The organism is Mesorhizobium sp. INR15 (assembly GCF_015500075.1).
Lineage (GTDB): Bacteria > Pseudomonadota > Alphaproteobacteria > Rhizobiales > Rhizobiaceae > Mesorhizobium.
In genome coordinates this window covers 6,398,959-6,422,874 of the sequence record NZ_CP045496.1, presented here as the reverse complement: position 1 = coordinate 6,422,874, position 23,916 = coordinate 6,398,959, and the positions used below count along the sequence as shown (strand labels likewise).

The window sequence follows — 23,916 nt, the reverse complement described above, 5'->3', positions numbered from 1 at the left end:
TCAGTCGTCACTACGACTTAGGGCTGAGGCATTTCAAGTCTTTATGGCCCGGCGATGGCATTTGCGCACAGTCGGACCCTCGGACTGAACAAAATCTTGCTCTGTTGCGGCGCAATATGCATAAGCGATGCAGCCTGTGGAGGAACGATGATGGCTGGCGACGTACCCCTCTGGACCCCAACCAAGGATCAGATCGACGCAGCACCGCTGACCGCCTTCACAAAGGCCGCGGCAGCGAAATCGGGCATTGATTTCCCCACCTATGCGGATTTTCATCGGTGGTCGGTTGATGATCGCGAGGCGTTCTGGGGGCTGGTCTGGGATTTTTGCGGCATTGTCGGCGACAAGGGAAACCAAGGCCGTGTGCTGGTCGATGGCGACAAGATGCCCGGTGCATCGTTTTTTCCCGACGCGACGTTGAATTTTGCCGAGAACCTGTTGTGCAAGACCGGGTCTGGCGAGGCAATCGTGTTTCGCGGAGAGGACAAGGTTGAACGGCGGCTATCCTGGAATGAACTGCACGCACTGACCTCCCGCCTGCAACAGCTCTTCCTGTTGCTCAAGGTCAAGAAGGGCGATCGCATAGCCGCGATGATGCCCAATATGCCCGAAGCCGTCGCCGCGATGCTGGCGGCCGCCTCGATCGGCGCGGTCTGGTCGTCCTGTTCCCCCGATTTCGGCGAGCAGGGCGTCGTCGACCGGTTCGGCCAGATCGAGCCTGTCGTTTTCATCGCGCCGGACGGCTATTGGTACAATGGCAAGGCGATCGAGGTGGGTGAGAAGATCGCGGCGGTCGCGGCGAAGCTGACAACTGTCCGCAAGATTCTGATCGTCGACTATCTCGGCACCTCAGGCGATGTCGCTGATACGATCGACAAGGCCGTGTCACTGGAAGAGGCGCTGTCGCCCTTTGCGGCCAAGGCGGTCAGCTTCGAACGGCTGCCTTTCGCGCACCCGCTCTACATCCTGTTTTCGTCGGGAACGACCGGCATTCCGAAATGCATTGTCCATTCGGCAGGCGGCACGCTGATCCAGCACGTCAAGGAGCAGCGGCTGCACGCCGGCTTGCTCGAAGGCGATCGTTTCTTCTATTTCACCACCTGCGGCTGGATGATGTGGAACTGGCTGGTCTCGGGCCTCGCTTCAGGCGCCACGCTGCTGCTCTATGATGGCTCGCCGTTCTACCCCGACGGCAACGTGCTGTTCGACTTCGCCGATGCCGAGAAGATGACCTATTTCGGCACCTCGGCCAAGTTCATCGATTCTGTGCGCAAGGCCGGCCTCAAGCCCATCCGCACGCATGATCTTTCGACGGTGCGCACCCTTTCATCCACCGGCTCGCCGCTATCGCCGGAGGATTTCCGGTTCGTCTATGACGGCATCAAGAAGGATGTGCATCTCGCCTCGATCTCCGGCGGCACCGATATCGTCTCCTGTTTCGTTCTGGGCGTGCCGACCTTGCCGGTCTGGACCGGCGAGATCCAGGGACCGGGTCTTGGCCTTGCTGTTGACGTGTGGGACGATGACGGCAAGCCGATCCGCCAGGAGAAGGGCGAACTGGTCTGCACGAAGGCGTTTCCAGCCATGCCTATCGGTTTCTGGAACGACGCCGACGGCAAGAAATACCAGGCCGCCTATTTCGAGCGCTTCGACAATATCTGGTGCCATGGCGACTTCGCCGAATGGACGGTGCATGGCGGCCTGATCATTCACGGCCGCTCCGACGCCACGCTCAATCCCGGCGGTGTGCGCATCGGCACGGCGGAGATCTACAACCAGGTCGAACAGATGCCCGAAGTCCTGGAGGCGCTCTGCATCGGCCAGGATTTCGACAATGATGTCCGCGTCGTGCTGTTTGTGCGGCTGGCGGCAGGCGTGCAGCTCGATGCCGAACTGGAAAAGCGTATCCGCGCCAAGATTCGCACCGGGGCCAGCCCCCGCCATGTGCCGGCCAAGATTGTCGCCGTGTCGGACATTCCGCGCACCAAATCGGGCAAGATCACCGAGCTTGCGGTGCGAGACATGGTGCATGGCCGCACCATCAAGAACAGGGAGGCGCTCGCCAATCCCGAGGCACTGGAGCTGTTTCGCAACCTGCCTGAGCTTGCCGAATAAGGGCCTCGGCATGGTTAATGAAATCTGTCGCTTAAATTTACCTAGATTTCATCAGTGGTACACATTGGTAAACTTTCCGCCGTGCCGGTAAGGATTTGTTAAGGGCCGACGCCGATAGTCGCATGTAACTTGAGGGAGAAATCCCGTCCTCCTTGCCCCAGAGGATCCGACATTCGCTCAAGCCTCGTTGTGACAGCAATCCCATCACTTAAGGCGTCCTTTTGGGCGCCTTTTCTTTTTCAGGCCATGCCCAAACTCAGCGTCGCAAAAGCTTAGTCGGCAAGCACGCGGGTCGATGGGAACGCGACTTCGACCAGCGTTCCTTCGCCTGGCGTCGAGTTGATGGTGAACCGCGCGCGGTTGGCTTCCACCATCGCCTTGGTCAAGGGCAGGCCGAGACCCGTGCCGTCGCCGCGTCCGCGCTTCAGCGCGTTGATCTGCTTGAACGGCTTCAGCGCCTGCTCGATTTCCGCCGGGCTCATGCCGATGCCGGTATCGCGCACGCGCATGACGACGTCGCCTGACGTTTCGTAAGCGGTCGAGACGATCACTTGACCGCCGGCTTGCGTGTAGCGGATGGCATTCGACAGGATATTGAGCGCTATCTGGCGCACGCTGCGCAGATCGGCCACCACTTCCGGCAGCCGTGAGGCGAAGCTGGAGCGGATGATGACGCGTTCGCGGTTGGCCTGCGGCTGCATCATCGCCACTGTTTCGGCCAGCGTGTCGTTGAGAGACACCGCTTCATAAGCCATTTCCTGCTGGCCGGCCTCGATCTTCGAGATGTCGAGCAGGTCATTGACCAGGTCGAGCACATGATTGCCCGACCTGTTGATGTCGCGCAGATAGTCGCGATAGCGGTCATTGGCCACCGGGCCGAACTTCTCGTCCACCATCAGTTCGGAAAATCCGATGATGGCGTTGAGCGGTGTGCGGATCTCGTGGCTGATGCGGGCGAGGAAATCGGTCTTCTGCGAAGAAGCGCGCTCGGCCACCGCGCGTGCCTGGGTCAGGTCTTCTTCAGCCCGCTTCCACTGGGTGATGTCGCGCACCACCGCACAGAACCCGCTGTCGCTGGGCAGCCGGCCGATGGTCATGAACAGCGGGATGAAGCGTCCTTGCGCCTCGCGCCCGATCACCTCGCGGCCATCGTTCAGCACGCTCGCCACGCCGGGTTCGGATAGTCCTTCGAGGTAGTCTCGCGCCGCGCGCTGGCTTTCGATCGCAAACAGCGAGGCGAACGGCTTGCCGATCACGTCGTCGCTGTCGAAACCGAACAGCGCTTCCGCCGGGCGGCTGATCGAGCGGATCGTGCCGTCGCGGCCGATCAGCACGACGCCGTCGGTGGCGGTGTCGATGATGGTGCGCATTTCGGCGATACGCGCCTTGAGCTCCGGAATGTCGGGCTGCGTTGGCTCGTCGGCGACAACATGCACGGCGGCGGCATCGTCGTCGCCGGAGCGCCGCACGACCAGCATCAATGCCTTGCCGTCGCGCCACGGAACCGAGCGCAGAATGGCCTCGATCGGGAATTCCTGCCCGTCACGTGTCTTCAGCCGCAAGGCGCGGTCGGACCCATCAGAGGCGCTGTCATCAGCGTAAGGGTCGGCAAAAAGCGCGCCGAGGCCGCCGGCATCTTCCAGGTCATCTGTCGTGGCGTAGCCTGTCAGGCTGAGGAACTCCTCGTTCGCATAGTGCAAATGGTCGCCGGAATGGATGAGCAACGGCACGGGCAGCTTGCCCAGAAGCGACGTGTCCGGTGCCTTGTTTTCTTGCCCCGACGAGAAGGCCGACGGAACAAATCCTTCGGTCTTGAGCGGCGGCACGAACAGGCGTGGCCGCTCGACCGGTGTCGCCACCGTGCTGGCGCTGACATGCTCCTCCGCGGGCACTGCGATCTGGTCGTGGGAGGTAGCCACGGTTTCGTCTTCAGGCTGCGCCCAGTCCTCGCTGTCCTCGGCGTCGCGGAAATCGGCGGCGGTAATGCTGTCATCGTCGACCACGGCACCATCCGCCGCCCCGGTGGCAACGCGCTCTTCGTTCACAGCCACCGGGCCGGTAATGTCCTGATCTGCGGAGGGCACCGGTTCGGAAACCCGGGCCGCCTCGCTGTTGTCAGCGACAGGGTCAACGTTGTCCCCCGGGCCGGCATAGTCGAGCAGCGAGCCCGTCGCATGGGGCAGAGCCTCTGCGGGCTCATCATGAGCCATCTCATCGGGCCGTGCGCCATCAAGCCGCGCCAGATCCGCCTCGTCATCGGCGTCGGACGCAACGTCCTCATTTTCCAGCGTCTCATGCACCGATCCTGCCGCCGTCGTCTCGCCAGCAGTTGGCTCTTCCCGAGGTGGCGTATCCGTCGTGTTCAGCGCCTCGTGAGCGGCTTCGTCTGGCCGCGCGCCGTCAAGCCGCGCCAGATCCGCCTGATCACCCGCGTCGATCTCCGACGCGGCGTCACGTTCCGCCGTCTCATTCTCCAGATTTGCCGCCGTAACCCCATCGGCATGCGTTGGCTCTTCGGTCGGCGACGCATAGGTCGCTGACGGAACCTCACCTATGGTCTCGCCCGGAGCTTTGGTCTCCGCCGTCGGCACTATTGTTGTTTCCGCCGCCGGCGCCGGCGGTTTATCGAGGTTGGGTTTCGCGGCCTCTGGTTCGGTTGCGCCACTGTCTTTCTTCAGCCGTTCGCCAATCTCGCGGAACGCGCTGCGCTCCAGCGTCGACAGGCCTTTGTCGTTGGCCGGCTGACGATGCTCCGCCAGCCTGATCACCTTGTCGGCAAAGCGCCGCTCCGGTTTTGGCACGATGGTCAGGGCCGGCACCTCGCCCTTGAACGGGTCCGGCGTCTTGGGCTCTTCAGGCGCAGGCTCGACGGCTTCCGGCACCGGCGGCGCCTCGCCATTCGGCACCAGTGCCATGCCGATGGCTTCCGGGTCGACCACCGCGTCGCCGGTACGGGCAACGCCAAAGCCTCGGAAACCTTCAAAGGCGCGGCTGCGGCCATAAACAGGAAGCGCTGCCAGGTCGACAGGGATCTTCAGATCGGTGCCAACGACCGGCCACAGCACGGAGCGGCCGGACCAGGTGTCGCGCCGTTCCAAGAGGCCAGCGATTTCGCCTGAGGTATCGAGGCCGAAAGTAGCCGCGACATCCTTGAAGCGCCGGCCAATGACATCGGCGGCGGTCTTGCCGACAATGTCAGCGAATTCCGGGGATAGGGCGCTGAACTTGCCCTCGGCATCGGTGCGCCAGACGAAACGCACCGGTGCCGCCGTGCGGTCGATCTTGCGCATGGCCGGCCGTTCGGCAGGGGAGGCGAGCCCGGCGTGAGCCTGTGCCGGACCTTCCGGTGTCGCTTCCAGAATGGGGGGAGGTGTTTCAACAGGCCCGGCCGCCGCGGCTGGTTGGTCCGTCTGCGCCGGCTCTTCCTCGCCGGCATGGAAGTACCAATGGTCATGCTGCGTTGGCGTACTGTCGTTCGCGGGTTGGTCGTGATCGGCAGCGACCTGTCCGGCGTCATCGTCGCTCCCCTGCGGAGCCGGCGTGGAGATATCTTCGACCGCAACTGGTGCGGCCGCCTCTTCCTGGACGGCGTCCGTCGTCGAGGCTGTAGCGGCCGGCTCGTTGTTCTGGTTCAACTCAGATGTCGCGACAGCATCGGCCGCCGTCGCTGATGGATCGGCAGCGATCGCAGCGGCAGCAGGTGCCATTGTTCCGGCCTGCACGTCCGTCAGCGGTTCTTCGACCGAAGCCTTGTCCTCAAGCTGGTCTTCGTCGATCACCACCAGCAGATGCCGTTGCTCGGTCAATCGGGCGAAGCCAGCGGGATAGGAGGCAGCGCCGCCGGGGACGAGGCGCTTGACGATGCGTTCGCTGCCGCTCGCGACGTCAGCGACGAGCGCCGCCAGCGTCTCAGGCTTGATGGCCAGTGCCGAAAATCCTTCCGACGCGGCTTCGATATTGCCCTTGGCGTCGACAAAGGCGATGAAATGACCGTCCTCGGTAAAGCCGCTGATGGCGCGGGCGGCGATTTCGCCGCCGCTGCGTGAGCCGGTCTGCGCTGCCGGCACCGCCAGCATGATTGCCTTTTCGCCATCGGGCATGGCTACCGCGCTGGCCAGGAAGCCGACCGCGCGGCTTGTCATGCCGGTCGCCAGCCGCACCATGATCGAACGGTCGCGGCCGATTTCTGGAAACCCGCTGGTCGCCATGATCTGTCGCCTTGCGATCAGCGGCAGCTGCGCCGAGGCGCCGATGATGGCCTCGATGTTGGCATAGCCGAACACCTTGGCACCCGGCCCGTTTGCCCAGATGACCTGCTCCAGATCCCCCGACAGGATCGCTATCGCGTCACCCTGGGCAAACCGCTCGCGGACCGTGTCGAGCACGGCGACGTCAAGGAAGGAATAATTTTCGGACGGCATGCGCTTGGCGGACCCCACGGAGCGGGCAAAATAGCAGTTAACGCTTTGTTAATAAAAGCCGGCGGCGCGAAGGTCCACAAGCCATAACGTGCAGAGGCCGGTTTCTGGGCTCTTGGTTAACGGCCCGAAAGAAATTTATGGTGCAGTGCAACAAAGATATTGCAATGCACAAAAATTGCCTTTATATTGCCATCATACATGAACGAGACGGCTTTCTGTCAAAGCCGCTGACGCTGAAAAGGATGGAAAATGTCCAGGACCAAGACCGCCGACACGATCGAAAACGTTGAATTCCCAAGCTTTGACGCTTCCAAGGCCACCGACCAGATCCGCGCTTTCGCCGAAAAGGGCGTTGAGCAGTCGAAAGAGGCCTATGCCAAGATGAAGACCGGCGCCGAAGAAACCCAGAAGGCTCTCGAGTCGACCTACGAGACCGCCAAGACCGTCTCCAGCGACCTGTCGCTCAAGACCATTTCAGCCCTGCGTGCCAACGCCGAAGCCGGCTTCTCGCATCTCGAAGCCCTGATCGGCGCGAAGTCGCTGTCGGAAGTCGTCGAACTGCAGACCGCGTTCCTGCGCAAGCGCGTCGAAGCGAGCGTCGAGCAGGTCAAGGACTTCCAGACCGTTGCCTCCAAGGCGGCTGAAGACGTCTCCAAGCCGATCAAGACCGCCTTCGAGAAGGCGATGAAGGAAATCAAGGTTGCCTGATATCCGCGCATGACCCGGAGATGCAACAAAGCGTCGCATTTTCCCGGAAATGATCAAGCGTAGGATACTAGCAGCTAAGGAATACCCGGTGGGTGGAACCTCCTCCCTCTGCTCCCGGGGTGACCAGCCAGCACCTCCTCCCGCTGGCTCGTAACAGGAAAAGGCCGGCACCTCCTCCCGCCGGCCTTTTTCTTTGCCTCGCGAAACCCGATTGCCGCGCAGGAATGTGGCCTTGCCGTAGCGGTGCGGATTTTCCCGGGAGCACCCATTCGGGAACGATTTTCGATTTCGGGGTATCCACCGCCAAAAGTCTTGAATTAAAATCCATTAGCCCGTATGGACGCATCGCCGAACGACGGAGCGGATCAATCCGATCCCGCCAGGCAAACGTGCCGTTGTAGCTCAGATGGTTAGAGCGCCGGATTGTGGATCCGGAGGTCGCTGGTTCGATCCCAGCCAACGGTACCACTGATCTCCTCGCATAAGTCATTGATTTTGCTGGGTAAATTCCTTTATTGCGACGGGGATATTGCCCCAGTTTGGCCTTTTGTGATACTTATTGTGTTACGTATTGTGATACAAATGGTATGATGGCGGCAATGGGACGACGACGCGAAGAGCACGACCCACATCGGTTTCTGCAACGAAGGGGAGATCGTTTCCACTACTATCGGCGCATTCCAAAAGAGCTGAAAGATCTTGACGACCGCGGCGAATTCGTGCGCCGCGCATTGGACACGTCCGATAGATCAAAGGCGTGCACCGCCCGCGATCTCCATGAGGCTGCCGACAATGCTCTTTGGGCCTCGCTTGTGCTGGGGGATAACCCTCAGGCCGCACGCATCCGATACCAGGGAGCGCTCAAACGCGCCGAAGCGCTGGGGTTCGTTTATCGGCCGCTCGCCGAAATCTCGTTGCCGAGCCGCTCGACACCATCCTCCACCGAGTAGAGGCTACGAATGGAAAGCCTGGCACCTCTCCCGTCGTCGATGCGGTGACTGGTACCATATCTCCTCCTAACGACAAGATTTCGGAGGCGCTGCGGCACTACTTCAACGAGATCGCTCGCGACGAAATCCGCACAAAAAGCCCAGACCAGAGAAAACGATGGAAGGCAAAACGCCAAATGAGCGTCGATGCCTTTATCGCCTTGGTCGGCGACAAGCAAATGGGGCAAATCACCCGCGATGATGCCCGATCGGTGCACAAATATTGGCTCGACCGAATCGCACCCCAGAAGGGAAGGGCAGATCGCTCCGCGTCGACTGGCAACCGAAATATGGGAAACTTGCGGACCCTATACGCCGATTACTACCGCCATCTAGGCTTTCCCGAGCAAAAGAACCCCTTCGCAGATCTGTCATTCAGCGACAAGTCGAAGCGCACGCGGCCTCCATTTTCAACCGAGTGGATTCGCGACAAGATATTTGCACTTGGCGCGCTGGCGACTCTAAATGACGAGGCGCGCGGGATCGTTCTTGCCTTTGCTGAAACGGGCGCCAGGCCAAGCGAGCTCGCGAACCTCCACTCAGGTGTCATCCACCTCGATCATGAAGTGCCGCACATTTCGGTCGAGCCACGTGACGATCCTGATGATCCTCGCGAAATCAAGTCGGTTTCATCCGTGCGCAAAATACCTCTGGTCGGTGTCGCGCTTGAGGTGTTCAAGAAACATCCGAAGGGCTTTCTGCGCTACAAGGATCGTGAGGCGTCCTTGTCAGCGCTGCTCAACAAGCACTTTGAGAATCACAAATTATTCCCAACCGACAAGCACACGGTTTATTCGCTGCGGCACTCCTTCGAAGACCGCATGAAGAACGCGCGGTTGGATGAGGAACTGCGGCGCATGCTGATGGGCCATACGATTGATCGGCCGAAATATGGCGAGGGCGGTGACATGAAGATGTGGCAAGAAGAACTCATGAAGATCGTCCTGTCGTTTGATCCCGCGATCGTCTAACGCGCTCCCGCACCGCCACAAGGCGATCCTGTTTTGCGTGGCGATCCTGCAGCGCACGCTCGAGATAGTCGTATAGCGGAAGCCATGCCTGACCCTGCTCGCCTCGTGCAACGATGATCTCGGCTACGCGATCGAGCGCTCGCTCAATCCGTTGCACGGTGATTGGCTGAAGCATGGGCGAATATCGCCTCACGGCTTCGCCTTTCTGCAGGGCCATAAGTGTAGCATGCCCTATGCGTAGGCAGACTATCCCAGTGCAGTGAAGGCCTGCGTTCGGCTCGCACTGCAATCGGCGGCTACGGAGTGCAAATAGCAAAGGCTCTCTGACAGTCGGGGGTTGGTAGCGGGAGACCGCTACATCGCGAGACTGTTGATTTTCACTGAGAACTGACCCGGCATTTCCACCGAGATTTGACCCGCCTTTCACGTATGTTTCGGTTCTGTGGGAACGGTCAAGGTTCTGGCTTTCTCCTTCGCTTTCTTAGGCTCGTGTGCAGAGCTGTTCTTGAAGCGGAAGCTGTCGTTTCCGGTTTCGAGGATGTGGCAATGGTGGGTTAGCCTGTCGAGAAGCGCGGTCGTCATCTTGGCGTCGCCGAAGACACTGGCCCACTCGCTGAAGCTGAGGTTTGTGGTGATGATGACGCTGGTGCGTTCGTAGAGTTTGCTCAGCAGATGGAAGAGCAATGCTCCACCTGATGCACTGAACGGCAGATAGCCAAGTTCGTCCAGGATCACGAGATCGGAATGGACGAGGCGATTGGCGATCTGGCCGGATCTCCCCTGAGCCTTCTCCTGTTCGAGCGCATTGACCAGCTCGACCGTCGAGAAGAACCGAACCCGCTTGTGATGATGCTCGATGGCCTGCACGCCAAGGGCGGTCGCAATATGGGTTTTGCCTGTGCCGGGGCCGCCGACGAGCACAATGTTGTGGGCCTCATCGACGAATTCGCAGCGATGAAGCTGCCGCACGAGTGCCTCGTTGATCTCGCTGCTGACAAAATCAAAGCCGTTGAGATCGCGATAGGCTGGAAAGCGTGCGATCTTGAGCTGATAGGCTGTCGACCTGACCTCACGTTCCGCCGTCTCGGCCTTGAGCAGTTGCGACAGGATCGGAATGGCGGCTTCAAACGCCGGCGCTCCCTGTTCGGTGAGTTCGCCGACAGCCTGCGCCATGCCGTGCATCTTCAGGCTCCGGAGCATGATGACGATTGCGCCGCTGGCAGGGTTATGACGCATGGCGCACCTCCAGGGCCTTCCTCAAGGCATCATAACGTTCGACATTGGCCTTCGGCTCATTGGTGAGCGTCAAAGCCTGAGGAGCGCTGATGGTCGGGGGCGTGAGCGATTTGCCGTCGACGAGCCGATGGAGAAGGTTCAGCACATGGGTTTTGGTAGGAACACCGGCTTCCAACGCCATCTCCACGGCCAGAAGCACGGCCTGCTCGTCGTGTTGCAGGACAAGTGCCAGAATCTCGACCATCTCGCGATCGGCGCCCGGCTTCTTGAGCAAATGCTGCTGCAACGACCTGAATGCATCGGGAAGTTCGGCAAAGGGTGCTCCGTTGCGTAGGGCGCCTGGCTTGCGCTGAACGACAGCCAGATAGTGCCGCCAGTCATAGATCGTCTGCCCTGGTCGATCATGCGAACGATCAATGATGCGGCGATGCTCACAGACAATCAGACCCTCTGCAGCGACAACGACACGATCCGGATAGACCCGAAGGCTCACGGGCCGATTGGCAAACGACGCCGGCACGCTGTAGCGGTTGCGCTCCAGATGCACGTGACAGGTCGGGGAGACCCGCTTGGTGTATTCGACAAAGCCGTCGAAGAGACGGGACGCCGGCATGAGGGCCTGGGCTTCCTCAGCCCAGATATCGGCAATGGTGCCGCGCATTTTTCCATGCGGGATCTTGTGCCAAAATTCTTGGCATCGAAGCTCCAGCCAGTCGTTCAGGGCTTCCAGGGATGGAAAGCGTGGAACAGGTTGAAAGAACCGATGACGCGCATCCTGCACATTCTTCTCGACCTGTCCCTTCTCCCAGCCGGACGCGGGATTGCAGAACTCAGGCTCGTAAAGGTAGTGGCTGGCCATGGCCATGAAGCGGACATTGACGTCGCGCTCCTTGCCGCGGCCGACCTTGTCGATCGCTGTCCGCATATTATCGTAGATGCCGCGCCGGGGAACGCCGCCAAAGACACGGAAAGCATGATTATGAGCGTCGAACAGCATCTCATGCGTCTGCAACAGATAGGCCCGGACGATGAAGGCCCTGGAGTAGCTGAGCTTGCTATGGGCCACCTGCAGCTTGGTGCGTTCATGGCCGATGATTGCCCAGTCCTCGGACCAGTCGAACTGGAACGCTTCACCTGGATCGAAAGAAAGCGGCACGAATGTCCCGCGCCCTGTCGTCTGTAATTCCCTCTGCAGATCAGCCTTCCACTCCCGAGCGAAAGCCGCAACACGACCGTATGACCCTCATAGCCAAGGCTCAGCAGATCGGCATGAAGCTGCTTGATCGTGCGTTTCTGTTTGCGGTTCTTTTTGGCCTCCGTCCTCAGCCAGGCTGACAAGCGGTCGGCAAATGCGTCAAGCCTGCTTGGCCGCTCTGAAACCTTGAACTTCGGCTCCACCTCGTCCACCCGCAGGTATTTGCGCACCGTATTCCGAGACAGGCCGGTCCTGCGGCTAATCTCTCGGATCGATAAATGCTCTCGATAATGCCAGCGTCGGATCACGCTCAATAATGCCATGTCGATCACTCCGTAATCCCCGCTGAAAAAACGCAGGGTAAGGGTCAAACATGGGTCAATTCTCGGTGGAAATATCCTGGGTTGCCGGGTCAGTTCTCAGTGGCAATCAACAGGGTTGTCCTTCAGTTTCGTTCTGCACCACCCCCGTTTGGCGTCACGTTGCCCACTAAGGCTTGGCCGCCCGCATGGACATGTACATGCTCGACCAAGACCTTTTGCTGGTTCTTGCCGCGATGCCGATTGAACGTCTCGACCAAGCTAGAAAACGCCCGCAGAAGCTTATTCGCGTGCCCCAAGTTTTCGTCGCGCCCTATCATCGTCTGGTTCGGCAGCATGGCACGCCGGAAACATTCCATTGACGCGTTATGTGCGGCGATCATCTGCGAGACCATCATACCTTCAAGTTCATCGCGCGGCGCGATTTGCTCCAGGGCATCGAGGATGGCATTTAGCTGTTTGGCACGATCCTCGCTGCTGCAATCGCCGTTCCATAGCGTCAGCAAAGTCTGCTCCGCGAGCATATCCGTCCAAGTGTCGGAAGGCGCGCCGGCCGAAGCCGAAGGTTTTAGTGCGACAGTTGAAACGTCGTTCCCCGACGCTCCCTTAGTGGCCGTGCCATTTTTGCTCATTCTAAATCTCCGAACTTTTCATCTTCGATACGTTCGCCTGAAACAGGCGATAGGATTTTCGGCCCAGCAAGGCCCCGACGAGGCGAACTAGAGCAGAATCTGATCATTCCGGCTCATATCCTGTTGCGGCGAAGTAGTTGGCGCACTCTGTTGGTGTGAAGCATGGCAGTGCGGCGCTGATGGTATCCCACAATTCCGCGACGGTTCGTGCGGCGGCTTTGCGTAGGATCGATTTCAGCTTGGAAAAGGCGTTCTCGATCGGGTTGAAGTCAGGAGAGTAGGGCGGGAGGAACATCATCCTTGCGCCGGTCGCTTCGATCGCCTCACGGGCGGCTGCGCTTTTGTGCGCCGGCAGGTTGTCGAGGATCACGACATCGTCGGGCCGCAGCGTCGGCACGAGAACCTGCTCGACATAGGCGACGAACCATTCGCCCGTCATCGGGCCGTCCAGGACCATTGGCGCGGTCATGCCAGTGAGGCGCAGGGCGCCGGTGAACGTCGTCGTCTTCCAATGGCCATGCGGGATTGGCGATCGGCACCGCATCCCGCGCTTCGTGCGCCCCCGCAGTCGAGCCATCTTTGTCGAGGCTCCGGTCTCGTCGATGAAGACCAGATGCTCGGGATCAAGATCGGGCTGGGCGTCGAACCACGCGTTTCGTCGCGCGGCTACGTCTGGTCGCTCCTGCTCGCTGGCGTGCGCCGTTTTTTTTGAAGGTCATGGAGTGACGATCGAGAAAGCGCCAGATCGTGCTCGTCGCAAACGACGCGCCATGCTCTTGTCGCAGCAACTCGGCGAGTTCGACCAGCGTGATGTCCACCCGCCTCTCGATCGCCGCCAGAAGGATGTCGCGATACGCTTCGACGCGGTGGGACCGCCTGTCGCCGCCCTGCGGCTTTGCGCAGGTGGATCCGCTCGCGCGCCATTCCCGGACCCAACGCACCGCGCTTGCCGCCGCCACGCCAAATCGCGCCGCTGCCGCCCGTCGCGACAGGCCGCCATCAACCGCTGCGACCACGCGAGCCCGCAAGTCTTCGGATAAGGATTTCGCCATGCCACGCCGGCCTCCTAATCCAGCAGATATGCTGAATCAGATTTCCAATCCCCACGAAACCCCTATCGATTCTATTCGCTCGGATTTTGCTCTAGCGGGCATTGCGGAAGTTTTCCGCGAGAGATTTCCGTCCCCGTCGAAAGGTTCCCGATCTGCGCCAGCCAGGGCGATGATCGGGCGTCGCAAAATCGACCTGATGTTGTTTGGGCAGTTGCGTAGTAGCGATTGCTGTAGGTGACGCATGTGACGCCAGTTCAGGTCAACACCGTTACGCGCGCGCATGACGTCTATAGCCAGACCTAGCGTCACATGCGTCACCAGCTTGCTCACTGATCGCTCCAATGCGGCTGGAGATCATCGGAGCGGTCGATCACCAACCCGTGAAATCCTCTGCCGTTTTTCTTCCGGAGTTGCTGGAAACCCCGCGTTTCGAGGTTCTGCGCGAACCGCTTTGTTGAGCCCGCGAATTCGCCTGCTCTGTCTGCCCATGCCTTCCAAGAGGCGAACAGTTCGCTGGTTCCGGTCCATCCCTGCGGGTCACGAGTACAACACTCTTCGATCCATGCAGCCATGGCGTCTTCTGCTTCGAGATAGGCCGCCGTGGCGTCGATGACTGCGCTTGGCGGACAGAGCCCGTTGGACTGCCAATCGAGGCATCCGTCGATCATCCATTGCAGGATGCCTGACCATTCGGCTTTCAGTTTGGACTTCAGCTTCAGGTCGCGATCCGCTGCGGGGATCGTCACAGTGAATGGCACAAGATGGAACCGACGCCGGATTGCCTCGTCCACCGAGCGCAGGCCGGGTTTGTGGTTTCCAGCGATAACGAGTTTGAATTGTGGAGAGAACTCGAAAAAGTCTTGCCGCATGAAGCGGGCCGAGATCTTGTCTCCCCCTGTCAGGCTTTTGATCCTGCTTTCGGCCCAACGTCGGCCTTCCTCCGTCTCGACGGCGGTTACGAGACGCGCGCCGCGAAGGCCGGCGAGGTCTGTCGGATGTCGGTCGCTATTGGATGCGGTGAAGGTCTCGATAGGCGCTGTTTTATGGTAGTCGGCTAAAATGTCCGACACGGTATCGATCGCCACGCTCTTGCCGTTGCCGCCTGTACCATAGAGGAAAAAAAGGGCGTGAGCCGAGGTGTCACCCGTCAGGCCATAGCCAAACATCCGCTGGATAAATGCCTGTAGGTCGCGGTCGCCAGCGGTAATGCGATCGAGGAAAGCAAGCCACGTCCGACACTCGCTGCCAGGCGACACGGCCGTGATCTTGGTCAGATAGTGGCTCGCATCGTGCGGACGGCTTTTGCCGGTCCGCAAGTCTATCACCCCGCCAGGAGTGTTAAGCACCCAAGGATCAGCATCCCATTGGGCAACGGTGGCGGCAAGACGGCGGTCGGCTTTGGCGAGGCGCTCCACGGCCGCAACCGTCTTGGCGCTTGCCACCAAAGCAGCAGTTCTGTCCTTGTCACATTTAGCCGCTTCCTCTCGGCAAACCACACGAGCGAGATTGAACGCGAGCAGCGTGTCATCGAGCCGCCAATGCATCCCCGTCCAGTGGAGCCATTTCGACCACGAGGCAACATAGCGTAGGTCGTTTGCATGACGATTGGCAAACCGAAGTGCCAAGGCTTCATCCGAGAAATCCGGCGGCCGAGCGTCCTGGGCGGCGAAAGCCACTGGCCTCGCATCCGCTGCTGTGTAACAGGTCATGACCGACTACCCCACGCCGGCTCAGGCAGCGTGCCGCGCTGGAACAGGTACCAACGACGTCGAAGCTCTGGGCTGAGGCCGTATTTAGCAATGAGGTCGGTAACGATCTTACGCCCGTCCGGGTCAGGGCGACCATCTGAACCCGCATGCAAGTCCGCGAGCATCGAGAAACAAACCATCGTACCTGGTGGGGTGATCTCATTTTTATGGTCAGGCCCGACCCGAAGGATTGGTCGGTTGTCATAGTCAAAATACACGCGACTCTTGTTTTCTTTGACGTAGGCAACTGCAAATGGGGCAATGCGCCACTTGGGCTCGCTTGCAAAAAGCCGAGAAATTTCCCGTTCGTATTCTAGAGAACCATCGAGAGGGGCGAGATTTTCCGGGCGCGAATTATTTGCAACGGCCTTGTTCCGTCGTAGAGATTCTCTAGGGTACATGGGTTGCTTTTGCCTTGAGTTCTGCGGCACCCCGTTGTAAAAATCTCACTCTCACATGGATTTTTACGGAGCGTCCGGCTGATCTTTCGGCCGGGCGTTTTTTCTGCCCGGCGGTGATTTAGGCGGCCGACTTCTGGTGCTCCCACGCTTCAAGGTCCGCGATGCGCCAGCGCGAGCAGCCAGACGACAATGAGACGGGACGGGGGAAAGAAGGATCGCTTTTGAGCCAACGCCAAACGGTTGCTCTGCTGGCGCCGTAACGTGCACCTACCTGGTAATCAGTGACGAATAGCGCAGCCGGATCGGGCTTGGTCTTCTTTGGCCTTTCTGTGTCAGGCGTGCAGGAAGTCATATCGCGGCTCCGTCAGTGTTAGACGGAGTCATATAGTCGCAATTTTTTATTATGTCATTGAAATTGCAGGGTAATTAAATTGGCATCTCATTACCGTGACTTCACCGCTTCGTACTCTTTCCCTGGCGGCGCGTGTCGTAAGCGTCGCGCACGGTTTGAGGACCGACCTTGATATTAGTAGCTGGCAACCACTCGTGCACTGCGGCTATTGCCGCTTCGTATTTTTCCCCAACGGCGATCTTCCGCTCGACTTCGCGGCCGATGAAGTAGTCGCGGACCACGAATTCTAGGTTCGACCTATCGCCACGCCGCTTGCCACTTATGGAGAGCCCGAAAGGCAGCGCATCTTTGAGCTTCGATGGCAGCACATCTGGGCTGTCCGCTCTTGCCATCATTGCCGCGACCAGCAAAACATTCTCGGGCGAAGGCTTGTGGCCGCGCAAAACCCAGTCAAAGAACGGCCGGGTATCGCCCGCCGTCAGCCAGAAGCCAATTATGTTATCGCGAGCGTTCGGCAGCGTTATACCTGTTTGGTCGCAATGCTCCTGCGCCAATGCATCCCAAGCCGAGCGAATATCCTCCGTCATGTGCGGGCCTCTCGAAGCCGGACTACGGTGGCCTTGGCGGCACGGCCGGTGAGGAAGCCAGACCATGACGCCATCATCTGGCGCCGCTTTTCCAGCTGATCGCCGCGCCGATAGGCCGCTTCAACGGCGTTGCTAACCTTGTGCGCCAAGGCAACTTCGGCCATATCGCCCGGAAATGTGGTGCGCTCAGCCACCCAATCTCTGAACGTCGAGCGAAGACCGTGCGGCACGGCAGGCCGCTTCGACGCGCGGTCGATAAAGCCCGTGCAACCGCGTTCGATGTCCGCATCATGAAGCCGTCGCATGGTGGCGCTCAAGGTCATGTCGGACAGTTGCCCGCCCTTTGGGGCATGGAACACAATTGGGTTATCGGCAAGGCGCGGCAGGGCTTCGAGCAGCGCTACGGCATGCGCTGTCAGCGGCACGCGATGCTCCCGACCCATCTTCATCCGAGCGGCCGGCACGACCCAGAGCGCCTTATCAAGATCGATCTCATCCCAGGTTGCCCCGCGCACTTCTTGCGACCGGCAGGCCGTTAGTGCCGCAAATTCCAGCGCGCGGCTCCCAATGCCATCCCGCGTCCCCAGCGATTTGAACCATCTACCAGCATCGTCAAGCTGGAGGGCTGGCTGGTTTTCGCCGCCGGCAACCTTTGACGGCGCGGGCAGCAACTCTTTTAGATTGCCGGCCCAGCGTGCGGGATTGTCGCCGGTTCGATGACCGGCAACCGTCGCCCATGCTAGTACGGCCTCAATTCGCCCACGCACGCGGCTGGCGGTTTCGGTCTTCGTCTTCCAGATCGGTTGGAGCACCCGGAGCACGTCCTGCACACCAATATCTGAAACCAGCAGCGCGCCAAGTTCCGGCCCGGCATAGCTTTTAAGGGTCATTTCCCATTGAGCACGGTGCTTGGCATTCTTGAAGGCATCCAGTTTGGCGGCGAGATAGCGATCAACCGCATCACCAAACATCAGCCCGCGCGCCTGCGCGGCGGCAAGGGCTGCCCGCGCGGCCTTTCGTTCCTCGACGGGGTCGACGCCAGCCAAGATCTTGACTTTCGCCTCGCGCGCCCGTCGAACGGCTTCGGCCAGGGGTACATCCGGATACCCACCCAGCCCTATCTCCCGCCGCTTCGTTCCTACAATTGTGCGCAGCAGCCAGGTGCGCGCGCCGCCTGGCGTGCACTGCAATAGCAGCCCCGAAACGTTGCCGACGGCAACCGCAGCGTTTCCGCCTTTGCCGGGGTGCCGCAGTCGGGACACCTCCAGCGCGGTGAGGTCTTTCGCTTTCTTCGGCATTGACCACCCCTCATCATACCCGCCAAACCGAACGCGATTTATCGCTACTATCTGCGACAAGTCAAGACAGGGGATTCGCTGGTATCACGACAACATACTGATTAAATGAGACAAACTGAGACGAAAAGCGACGGAATGGTATCTCACAATGGCGGCCTCCCTCTCCGCCAAATAATTTGATTCATTGATTTTTTGGCAAAGTCCTTTGTGTACAATATAACCAGAAACAAGCCGCGCGTCACCGGGGCTTGGTGCTGCCGAAGCGTCGACCAATGTGATCATTAGATCACACCGCACTTCTGCGGAGATCTCGGCATTGGCGACAGCGAAACAGCCAATTTCGCGGTCGCAGGCACCGATGACAAACAGAACCCGGACCACCGCCGTCACGTGCGCGGATCGCCAGTTGGCTGAACACTAACGCACATTGGATTACAAGGCCATGACGACGCCGTAATGGAGACGCTCGGGACATAGAGCCGTGTGGCGTTGCAGCGTCAGGTGATGCCGGCGCAAGACCCGCAGCACCGTTTGGCATTGACGGTCAGCTTGCTTTCGACTCGACGTTGCCGGGTGATCAGCGCGGTGACACTGCGATAACAATCGCTCGGCCGTCTGTCGATGATCAGCCTACTCTTGGCCAGCAGATCGGCATCTTCGAGCTTGCGGTTCGGTCCGCGCCGGACAACTGGAGAGGAGGCGCGTTCGATGAGATTGGAGCGCGCGCGATGCCCAAGGTTCCGGCAATCAGGCTGACCGGGAACACTAGAACACCAAGGGCAATGTGTATTTTTTGGGCGAGCGACCTCGATCGCCTCTCTGAGAATCTCGGTCTCAATGGTCTTTCGGCCCAGCATCCGTTCCAGGTCGCGGACACGCTTTTACAACTCGCGCACCTTCGAGGCGGCCACGACATCTTTGTCGGCCTGCACTACGGCATTACCATTTACGGCCGAATTCAAGCGAGACTCTGGCGCCAATCCAATCCACGCCCAACTGTGGAAGCAAATTCCGCTTCGCATGGTCCTGTGAGAGGTGCCTAGAAACCCTGGCAAGTGGCCACCGGCCGTACGGCTGGACGAAATCAACCCGCCGATGCGCGTGAGCGCCAACGCCATGCGGGGCATGCCGCGAGAATCCCGTTGCTACCGAAAAGTGCCTTTGGCATTACATTTTGGTTTTAGCAGATCGTGCCGAGTTGATCACTAACTCAACATTGCCATCAAGGAGAACAGTTAGTGGCGGCCGCCCCCCAAAGCCGGCGCTTGGCTCGACTAGCCACTTCCACGCGGTGCGTTGATCTCCGAAGAGAGATATAAGGGAAGAGATGCCTTCGGCTGGGCGCGCATCAACGAACTGTTTCAGTGGGAACACGGGTTTGCTAGTTCTTGTGTTGAGCGCCACGGCTTCGTTCCGCTTCTGCCATCTATAAAGAGTTGAACGGGGTATGCCATAGTGCTGTTCGATGACTGTGGGTCCCGCAACGGGCCCAGCCCAATCGTCAACCAGCTGTAGTGCTCCTGCGTCTGGGCCCGGCGGGGGTGAAGCCCGGAAGCCCTTAATGCGCTTGTTTGTGCCGGCGGTTGCTTCACTGATCAGATGGGCAATGAAATCGTCTCCATATCGATCCATTTCCCCCTCGATTGTTTGGAACGCCCGCTGCACGGCTTGAGTCTGCACCGCGATCTTCGATGCCAATAAGCCAGCCAGCTTCGATGCCGCTTGTGCCGCACGCTTGCGGATGGTGGGGTCATGCTTCTTAAGGAGCGCTTCAACTGCTGCGGAAACGGCGTGTTCCAGTTCCTCTCGACGTGCGAGTTTAAACTCGTTTCCCCTTCGCGAAAAACCCCGTCGCGTTACCATTCGTCTGCCCTCATTGTAATCTACGCGCTGAAAGGTAGCCGACAGGATGCGCTGGGAGCAACCTTATGGAGGCGATCGCTCAATAGAGCCGAGTCCGTCGCCGGAAGCCGCATTCTCAGTCTTTTGCTTAACAAATGATTATCGCCAACCCCAAAACGTGACCTTTCTGCAACAACGATATCAGATAGCGCGAACGAACGGGTCCGTGGAGACCGATCGTTGTTGAACGCCGCCGCCTCATGGGTAATGTCGATTTCGAAGGAGCGGCGCGGTGCGCATCTTTTTCGGTAGTGGGGATGGGGCAGGGAACGCTGTCCTTCAGCAAAGAATACCCAGACCCGTTTTTTAACTTTTGACTGGAGGTCAGAAAATGAACATTAAGAGCCTTCTTCTCGGCTCCGCTGCGGCCCTGATCGCAGTTTCCGGTGCGCGCGCCGCCGACGCCGTCGTCGTCGCCGAGCCGGAACCCGCTGAATACGTCAAGATCTGCGACGTCTACGGCGCTGGCTACTTCTACATCCCCGGCACCGAAACCTGCCTCCGCATCGGCGGCTATGTTCGTTACGACATCGGCGGTGGCGATATCGGCTCCTTCGATGGTGCCCGCTCGGCAGACGTGCGGACTGGCAAGGACCAGGGTACCTGGGCAAAGAACGCCCGCTTCACGCTGAAGACCTGGACCGGCCAGGAAACCGAACTTGGTACCTTGAAGACCTACACCGAGACCCGCTTCAATTTCGGCAACACTTCGCGCAGTGGTCAGAACCAAATCACGACCACACAAACAACTGGCGGTGGCACTGTTACTAGTTCTACCCGTGGTCCCGGCGCTTTCAACAAGGGCGTTTCTCTGAACTTCGCATGGATCCAGCTCGGTGGTCTCCGCGTCGGTAAGGACGAATCGGCGTTCGATACGTTCATCGGCTACGCCGGCAACGTCATCCAGGATACGCTGGTTCCCTACGGCGGCTTTGACACCAACGTCGTGCAGTACTACTTCGACGCTGGCAACGGCTTCTCGGCCGTGGCCTCTCTCGAAGAAGGCTCCGGGCAGGGAGGCACGATCGACAGCTATGTTCCGCATGTCGTCGGCGGCGTGAAGTACACGCAGGGCTGGGGCGCTATTACTGGCGTCGGCGCTTACGACAGCAACTACGATGAGTTTGCCGGTAAGGTTCGTTTGGACGTGAACGTTTCCAGCGCACTGTCGCTATTCATCATGGGCGGCTATGGCACCGACGGCAAGCTTAGCGACGCCGGTAACTTTGTGAACGCAAATGGTCGCGGCTTCTACAAGCAGTGGAGCGGCAACTGGGCAATCTGGGGTGGCGGCACCTACAAGTTCAACGAGAAGACCTCGTTCAACGCCCAGGTGTCATATGACGAAGGCAAGAACCTCGGCATCGCGGCGAACGTCGCCTATGACGTCGTCCCCGGCTTCACAGTCACGGCCGAAGTCGACTACCTCAACGTTGGCAACAACACTGTGTCCAACTGGACCGATGCCGACAAGAAGAGCAACATTGGTGGCATCCTCCGCTTCCAGCGCTCGTTCTAATCAGATCCTAATCTGAGCAAGATTAAACCCGGCGGGTAACCGCCGGGTTTTTTCATGCGCGTATGGCACGAAGACGGTGATCGGAAAAAACGAAATAGTCGCCGCAATGCGAGATTTCCCGCGAGGCTTCCCACCAAAGTGCGACCAGCTTGAGATTGCCGAGTGAGCATGGTGATTGCGGGAATGCTTTACGCACAGCTCGCACCTCCGATACCCTGCTCTCCAGTTTGGGAACAATGCCATGCGAGGATGGCGTATCGGGTGCATCCCTCCACGCCTTGACATCGACTGCTTACGTCCAGGTATGACCTCAAGTCGAAGCGCGCGACATCAAGCGGATGCCATTCAGAGTTCGGCCAAGTCACCCAGCGCATTGATTAACGGCCGGATGCTACCTTCGTAGTTTTTCCAACGTTTAACCGACGACGTGTAGATTGGTTGGCGAACTTGCCAGCGGCTGATGGTTCTGACCGACCCGACCTTTTCAAAAAAGCGAAGACAGGCGTCATCCCATGGCAGGCCAAGGTGGTCGATCATGCGACGCGACTGCCCTTCCTGATCAGCGATTAGGTCTTCGTAGCGGTTCTCAAAAATTCGCCCCGGGAATACCGACTGCCAGTGGCGCATAAGCCGATCATACTCACGATAGACTAGCCCGAGAGTCCGCAAATCATAACTGTAACTGAGGCCTTCTTGAAGGTTTGAAAAGAAGCATGAAAGACAATTGTCGATTGCATCACGCCTGCAGTGAATAATCCGAGCATTGGGGAAAAGGATTCCAACCAAGCCGATAAGTTCAAAATTATGAGGCATCTTATCGGTGATACGGGGAGCGCCAGAAGAATAGAGACGCAGGTTAGAGAGATATTCTGCGGCCAACGCTTGCGATTGCTTGATTGTCAGCGCCCGAATCGGCTCACCGAACGTTCCTTGCTCGTCCAGCTTCAAACCGATGGAAGCTGCCATGCGCCCTAGTTTTGTAAGCTCGCCCGCCCCGTGAACGGCCGGATGACTTGAGCAGATTTGTTCCGCCAGGGTTGTACCCGAACGTGGCATTCCCAGGATGAAAATCGGGGTCTCGGATCGACTCCCATAACCAGCCTTACTGGCCAGGAACTCCGTATCGAATAGGTTGATTATCGAATCCACCCGCTTGCGATAGACATCAATGTCAAAATCATGAGCCTTTAAGCTCTTGGCATTCAGGAAATGCTCCATCGCCTCACCGTAACGCTTAAGGTCGTTAAAGACCTTGCCCGCTGCTAGGTGGAGCTGGCTCGACTCGTCTGGAGAAATCGCCGGGTTGTTGAGCTCGTCTAGGATGGATCTCAGTTCCTCCGGCTCGGTCGAGAATTTTCGAGTGTCTACGAGGCTGTTATAGGCGTCTGGTACGCTCAAGCGGCGCGCGATAGCTTCCTTCAAACAGGTTGCAGCCTCATCCATCCGTCCCAAACTCATCAGCGTTCGTGCTAAGCCAGTTCGAACGAGGGGGTGATTTGGGTTCATCAAGAGCGCCTTTTCGAAGAGTGGCAAAGCCATATCCGCCTTGTCAAAGTCGAGATAAGCAGTTCCCAGCCAACAGACCGCCTCCACAAGATCCGGCTTTAGTTCACTGGCCCGTTGCAAATGGGTGATCGCTGGCGGGTAGTCGCCCACCTTCAACCGGGCCTCACCCAAGCTGAGCTGATAATACGGGTTGTTCGGTTCTTGCGCGGCCGCTCGCGCGAAGTACTTGATTGCCAACTCTTTGTCGAAGTCGATTCCCAGCGTGCCAAGTATGTATAGAGAGAGAGCATGGTTGGGGGAGCGAGCCAGAACGCGATGACACAGATCTTCTGCTTCGGTAAAACGCTCCGCGTTCTGAAGCTCAAGAGCCTGCCTCAGCAACATTTCATCGGACGGGTCGGGCAATAGTTTTCTTGCAAGCGGTGGCCTTGCTCCAGGCACAGGTGACGTTTGGGGGCCGGAAGCGACTTTCAAATGCTTGGACCAAGCGGGCGGCAGACGATTGTTCATGGTTTCTGGCTAGCAAAAAAAATCGATAGAATCCAGTGAGACAATCCGCACTTGCTGCGAGCTTGCGAGCGTCGTCTCGACAAGCTGCCAAGAAAGCCCATTTTTCGAGAGCTTTTAGCCATGCGCGCCCCTACGAGACTAAGATGTATTTTAGGCACCTGAAAGGCGACCAAGTGTCAGGAGCGGTTCATCCGGCCCTTGCCGGCGCAGCTGATCTTCTTATGTGTCCGAGGGAGTCGATCTACACGGCTAGCGAGCCGCGCAAATGGGTAAGCGAAATTTCGACTGAAATTCGCGATCGTATGCGGGAACTGTTAGATCGGGACGAATTATGGCAACTCGCAAAATAGGTCTTCAGGATATTGAGGAAACCAGGAGCCCTAGGAGGCTTCGGCTTCTCGCCCCCCTTCGTTATCTGAGCATAGAGGCCGCCGAGAAGGCGCGTTATGACCTG

At 59.0% G+C, this 23,916-nt stretch carries 16 protein-coding genes, 1 tRNA gene and 1 pseudogene; 6 read left to right on the top strand and 12 right to left on the bottom strand.

The window, feature by feature from the left end:
• The first annotated feature begins 150 nt into the window (after nt 1-150).
• Nucleotides 151-2,115 carry an acetoacetate--CoA ligase gene (locus tag GA829_RS31190; protein WP_195176375.1) on the top strand — a complete coding sequence of 655 codons (1,965 nt, stop codon included), beginning with the start codon at nt 151-153 and terminating at the stop codon, nt 2,113-2,115.
• A 272-nt stretch (nt 2,116-2,387) separates the two neighbouring features.
• Here GA829_RS31190 and GA829_RS31185 read toward each other — a convergent pair whose 3' ends face one another.
• Nucleotides 2,388-6,536: a PAS domain S-box protein gene (locus GA829_RS31185; protein ID WP_195176374.1), complete on the bottom strand. Its 4,149-nt coding sequence runs from the start codon at nt 6,534-6,536 to the stop codon at nt 2,388-2,390.
• A gap of 249 nt (nt 6,537-6,785) precedes the next feature.
• Here GA829_RS31185 and GA829_RS31180 point away from each other — a divergent pair, with 249 nt between their 5' ends.
• From GA829_RS31180 to GA829_RS36945, 4 genes are all read left to right on the top strand, one after another.
• Nucleotides 6,786-7,244: a phasin gene (locus tag GA829_RS31180; RefSeq protein WP_195176373.1), complete on the top strand. Its 459-nt coding sequence runs from the start codon at nt 6,786-6,788 to the stop codon at nt 7,242-7,244.
• Nucleotides 7,245-7,635: 391 nt separating this feature from the next.
• A tRNA-His gene (locus GA829_RS31175) sits at nt 7,636-7,712 on the top strand.
• Nucleotides 7,713-7,831: 119 nt separating this feature from the next.
• Nucleotides 7,832-8,194: a DUF6538 domain-containing protein gene (locus GA829_RS36950; RefSeq protein ID WP_258052025.1), complete on the top strand. Its 363-nt coding sequence runs from the start codon at nt 7,832-7,834 to the stop codon at nt 8,192-8,194.
• A gap of 176 nt (nt 8,195-8,370) precedes the next feature.
• Nucleotides 8,371-9,204 (top strand): site-specific integrase, encoded by an 834-nt coding sequence (locus GA829_RS36945; RefSeq protein ID WP_258052024.1) that lies wholly within the window; start codon nt 8,371-8,373, stop codon nt 9,202-9,204.
• A gap of 423 nt (nt 9,205-9,627) precedes the next feature.
• Here GA829_RS36945 and istB read toward each other — a convergent pair whose 3' ends face one another.
• The 10 genes and pseudogenes from istB to GA829_RS31120 form a co-directional block, all read right to left on the bottom strand.
• Nucleotides 9,628-10,440, bottom strand: a complete 813-nt coding sequence (gene istB / locus GA829_RS31165; RefSeq protein ID WP_195176372.1) for an IS21-like element helper ATPase IstB — start codon at nt 10,438-10,440, stop codon at nt 9,628-9,630.
• Nucleotides 10,430-11,958: pseudogene (gene istA, locus GA829_RS31160) on the bottom strand (IS21 family transposase). Before istA ends, istB begins: the two are co-directional and overlap by 11 nt.
• Nucleotides 11,959-12,080: 122 nt before the next feature.
• Nucleotides 12,081-12,587, bottom strand: a complete 507-nt coding sequence (locus tag GA829_RS31155; protein ID WP_195176371.1) for a hypothetical protein — start codon at nt 12,585-12,587, stop codon at nt 12,081-12,083.
• A gap of 103 nt (nt 12,588-12,690) precedes the next feature.
• Nucleotides 12,691-13,639 (bottom strand): IS630 family transposase gene (locus GA829_RS31150; protein ID WP_258052023.1). Its coding sequence is split into 2 segments (ribosomal slippage): nt 12,691-13,297 and nt 13,296-13,639, totalling 951 coding nucleotides; the frame shifts between segments, so codons are not numbered across the junction.
• Between the two features lie 326 nt (nt 13,640-13,965).
• Complete coding sequence (locus tag GA829_RS31145) at nt 13,966-15,315, bottom strand: phage/plasmid primase, P4 family (protein WP_210337719.1); 1,350 nt, start codon at nt 15,313-15,315, stop codon at nt 13,966-13,968.
• 29 nt (nt 15,316-15,344) lie between these two features.
• A complete protein-coding gene (locus GA829_RS31140) occupies nt 15,345-15,788 on the bottom strand; it encodes a hypothetical protein (RefSeq protein ID WP_195176368.1) in 444 nt (147 codons plus the stop codon).
• 118 nt (nt 15,789-15,906) lie between these two features.
• The gene (locus tag GA829_RS37390; RefSeq protein ID WP_195176367.1) at nt 15,907-16,140 is read right to left on the bottom strand and encodes a helix-turn-helix transcriptional regulator; all 234 of its coding nucleotides are present in this window, start codon (nt 16,138-16,140) and stop codon (nt 15,907-15,909) included.
• 101 nt (nt 16,141-16,241) lie between these two features.
• Nucleotides 16,242-16,727: a hypothetical protein gene (locus GA829_RS31130; RefSeq protein ID WP_195176366.1), complete on the bottom strand. Its 486-nt coding sequence runs from the start codon at nt 16,725-16,727 to the stop codon at nt 16,242-16,244.
• Nucleotides 16,724-18,025 (bottom strand): tyrosine-type recombinase/integrase, encoded by a 1,302-nt coding sequence (locus tag GA829_RS31125; protein WP_195176365.1) that lies wholly within the window; start codon nt 18,023-18,025, stop codon nt 16,724-16,726. Before GA829_RS31125 ends, GA829_RS31130 begins: the two co-directional genes overlap by 4 nt.
• Nucleotides 18,026-19,192: 1,167 nt before the next feature.
• Nucleotides 19,193-19,888 (bottom strand): antitoxin Xre/MbcA/ParS-like domain-containing protein, encoded by a 696-nt coding sequence (locus GA829_RS31120; protein ID WP_195176364.1) that lies wholly within the window; start codon nt 19,886-19,888, stop codon nt 19,193-19,195.
• 370 nt (nt 19,889-20,258) lie between these two features.
• Here GA829_RS31120 and GA829_RS31115 point away from each other — a divergent pair, with 370 nt between their 5' ends.
• Nucleotides 20,259-21,446: a porin gene (locus tag GA829_RS31115; RefSeq protein WP_195176363.1), complete on the top strand. Its 1,188-nt coding sequence runs from the start codon at nt 20,259-20,261 to the stop codon at nt 21,444-21,446.
• Between the two features lie 345 nt (nt 21,447-21,791).
• Here the strand turns inward: GA829_RS31115 and GA829_RS31110 are convergent, their stop codons facing one another.
• Entirely contained in the window at nt 21,792-23,462 is a 1,671-nt protein-coding gene (locus GA829_RS31110) for a tetratricopeptide repeat-containing sulfotransferase family protein (protein ID WP_195176362.1), read from the bottom strand.
• Nucleotides 23,463-23,916: the final 454 nt, after the last annotated feature.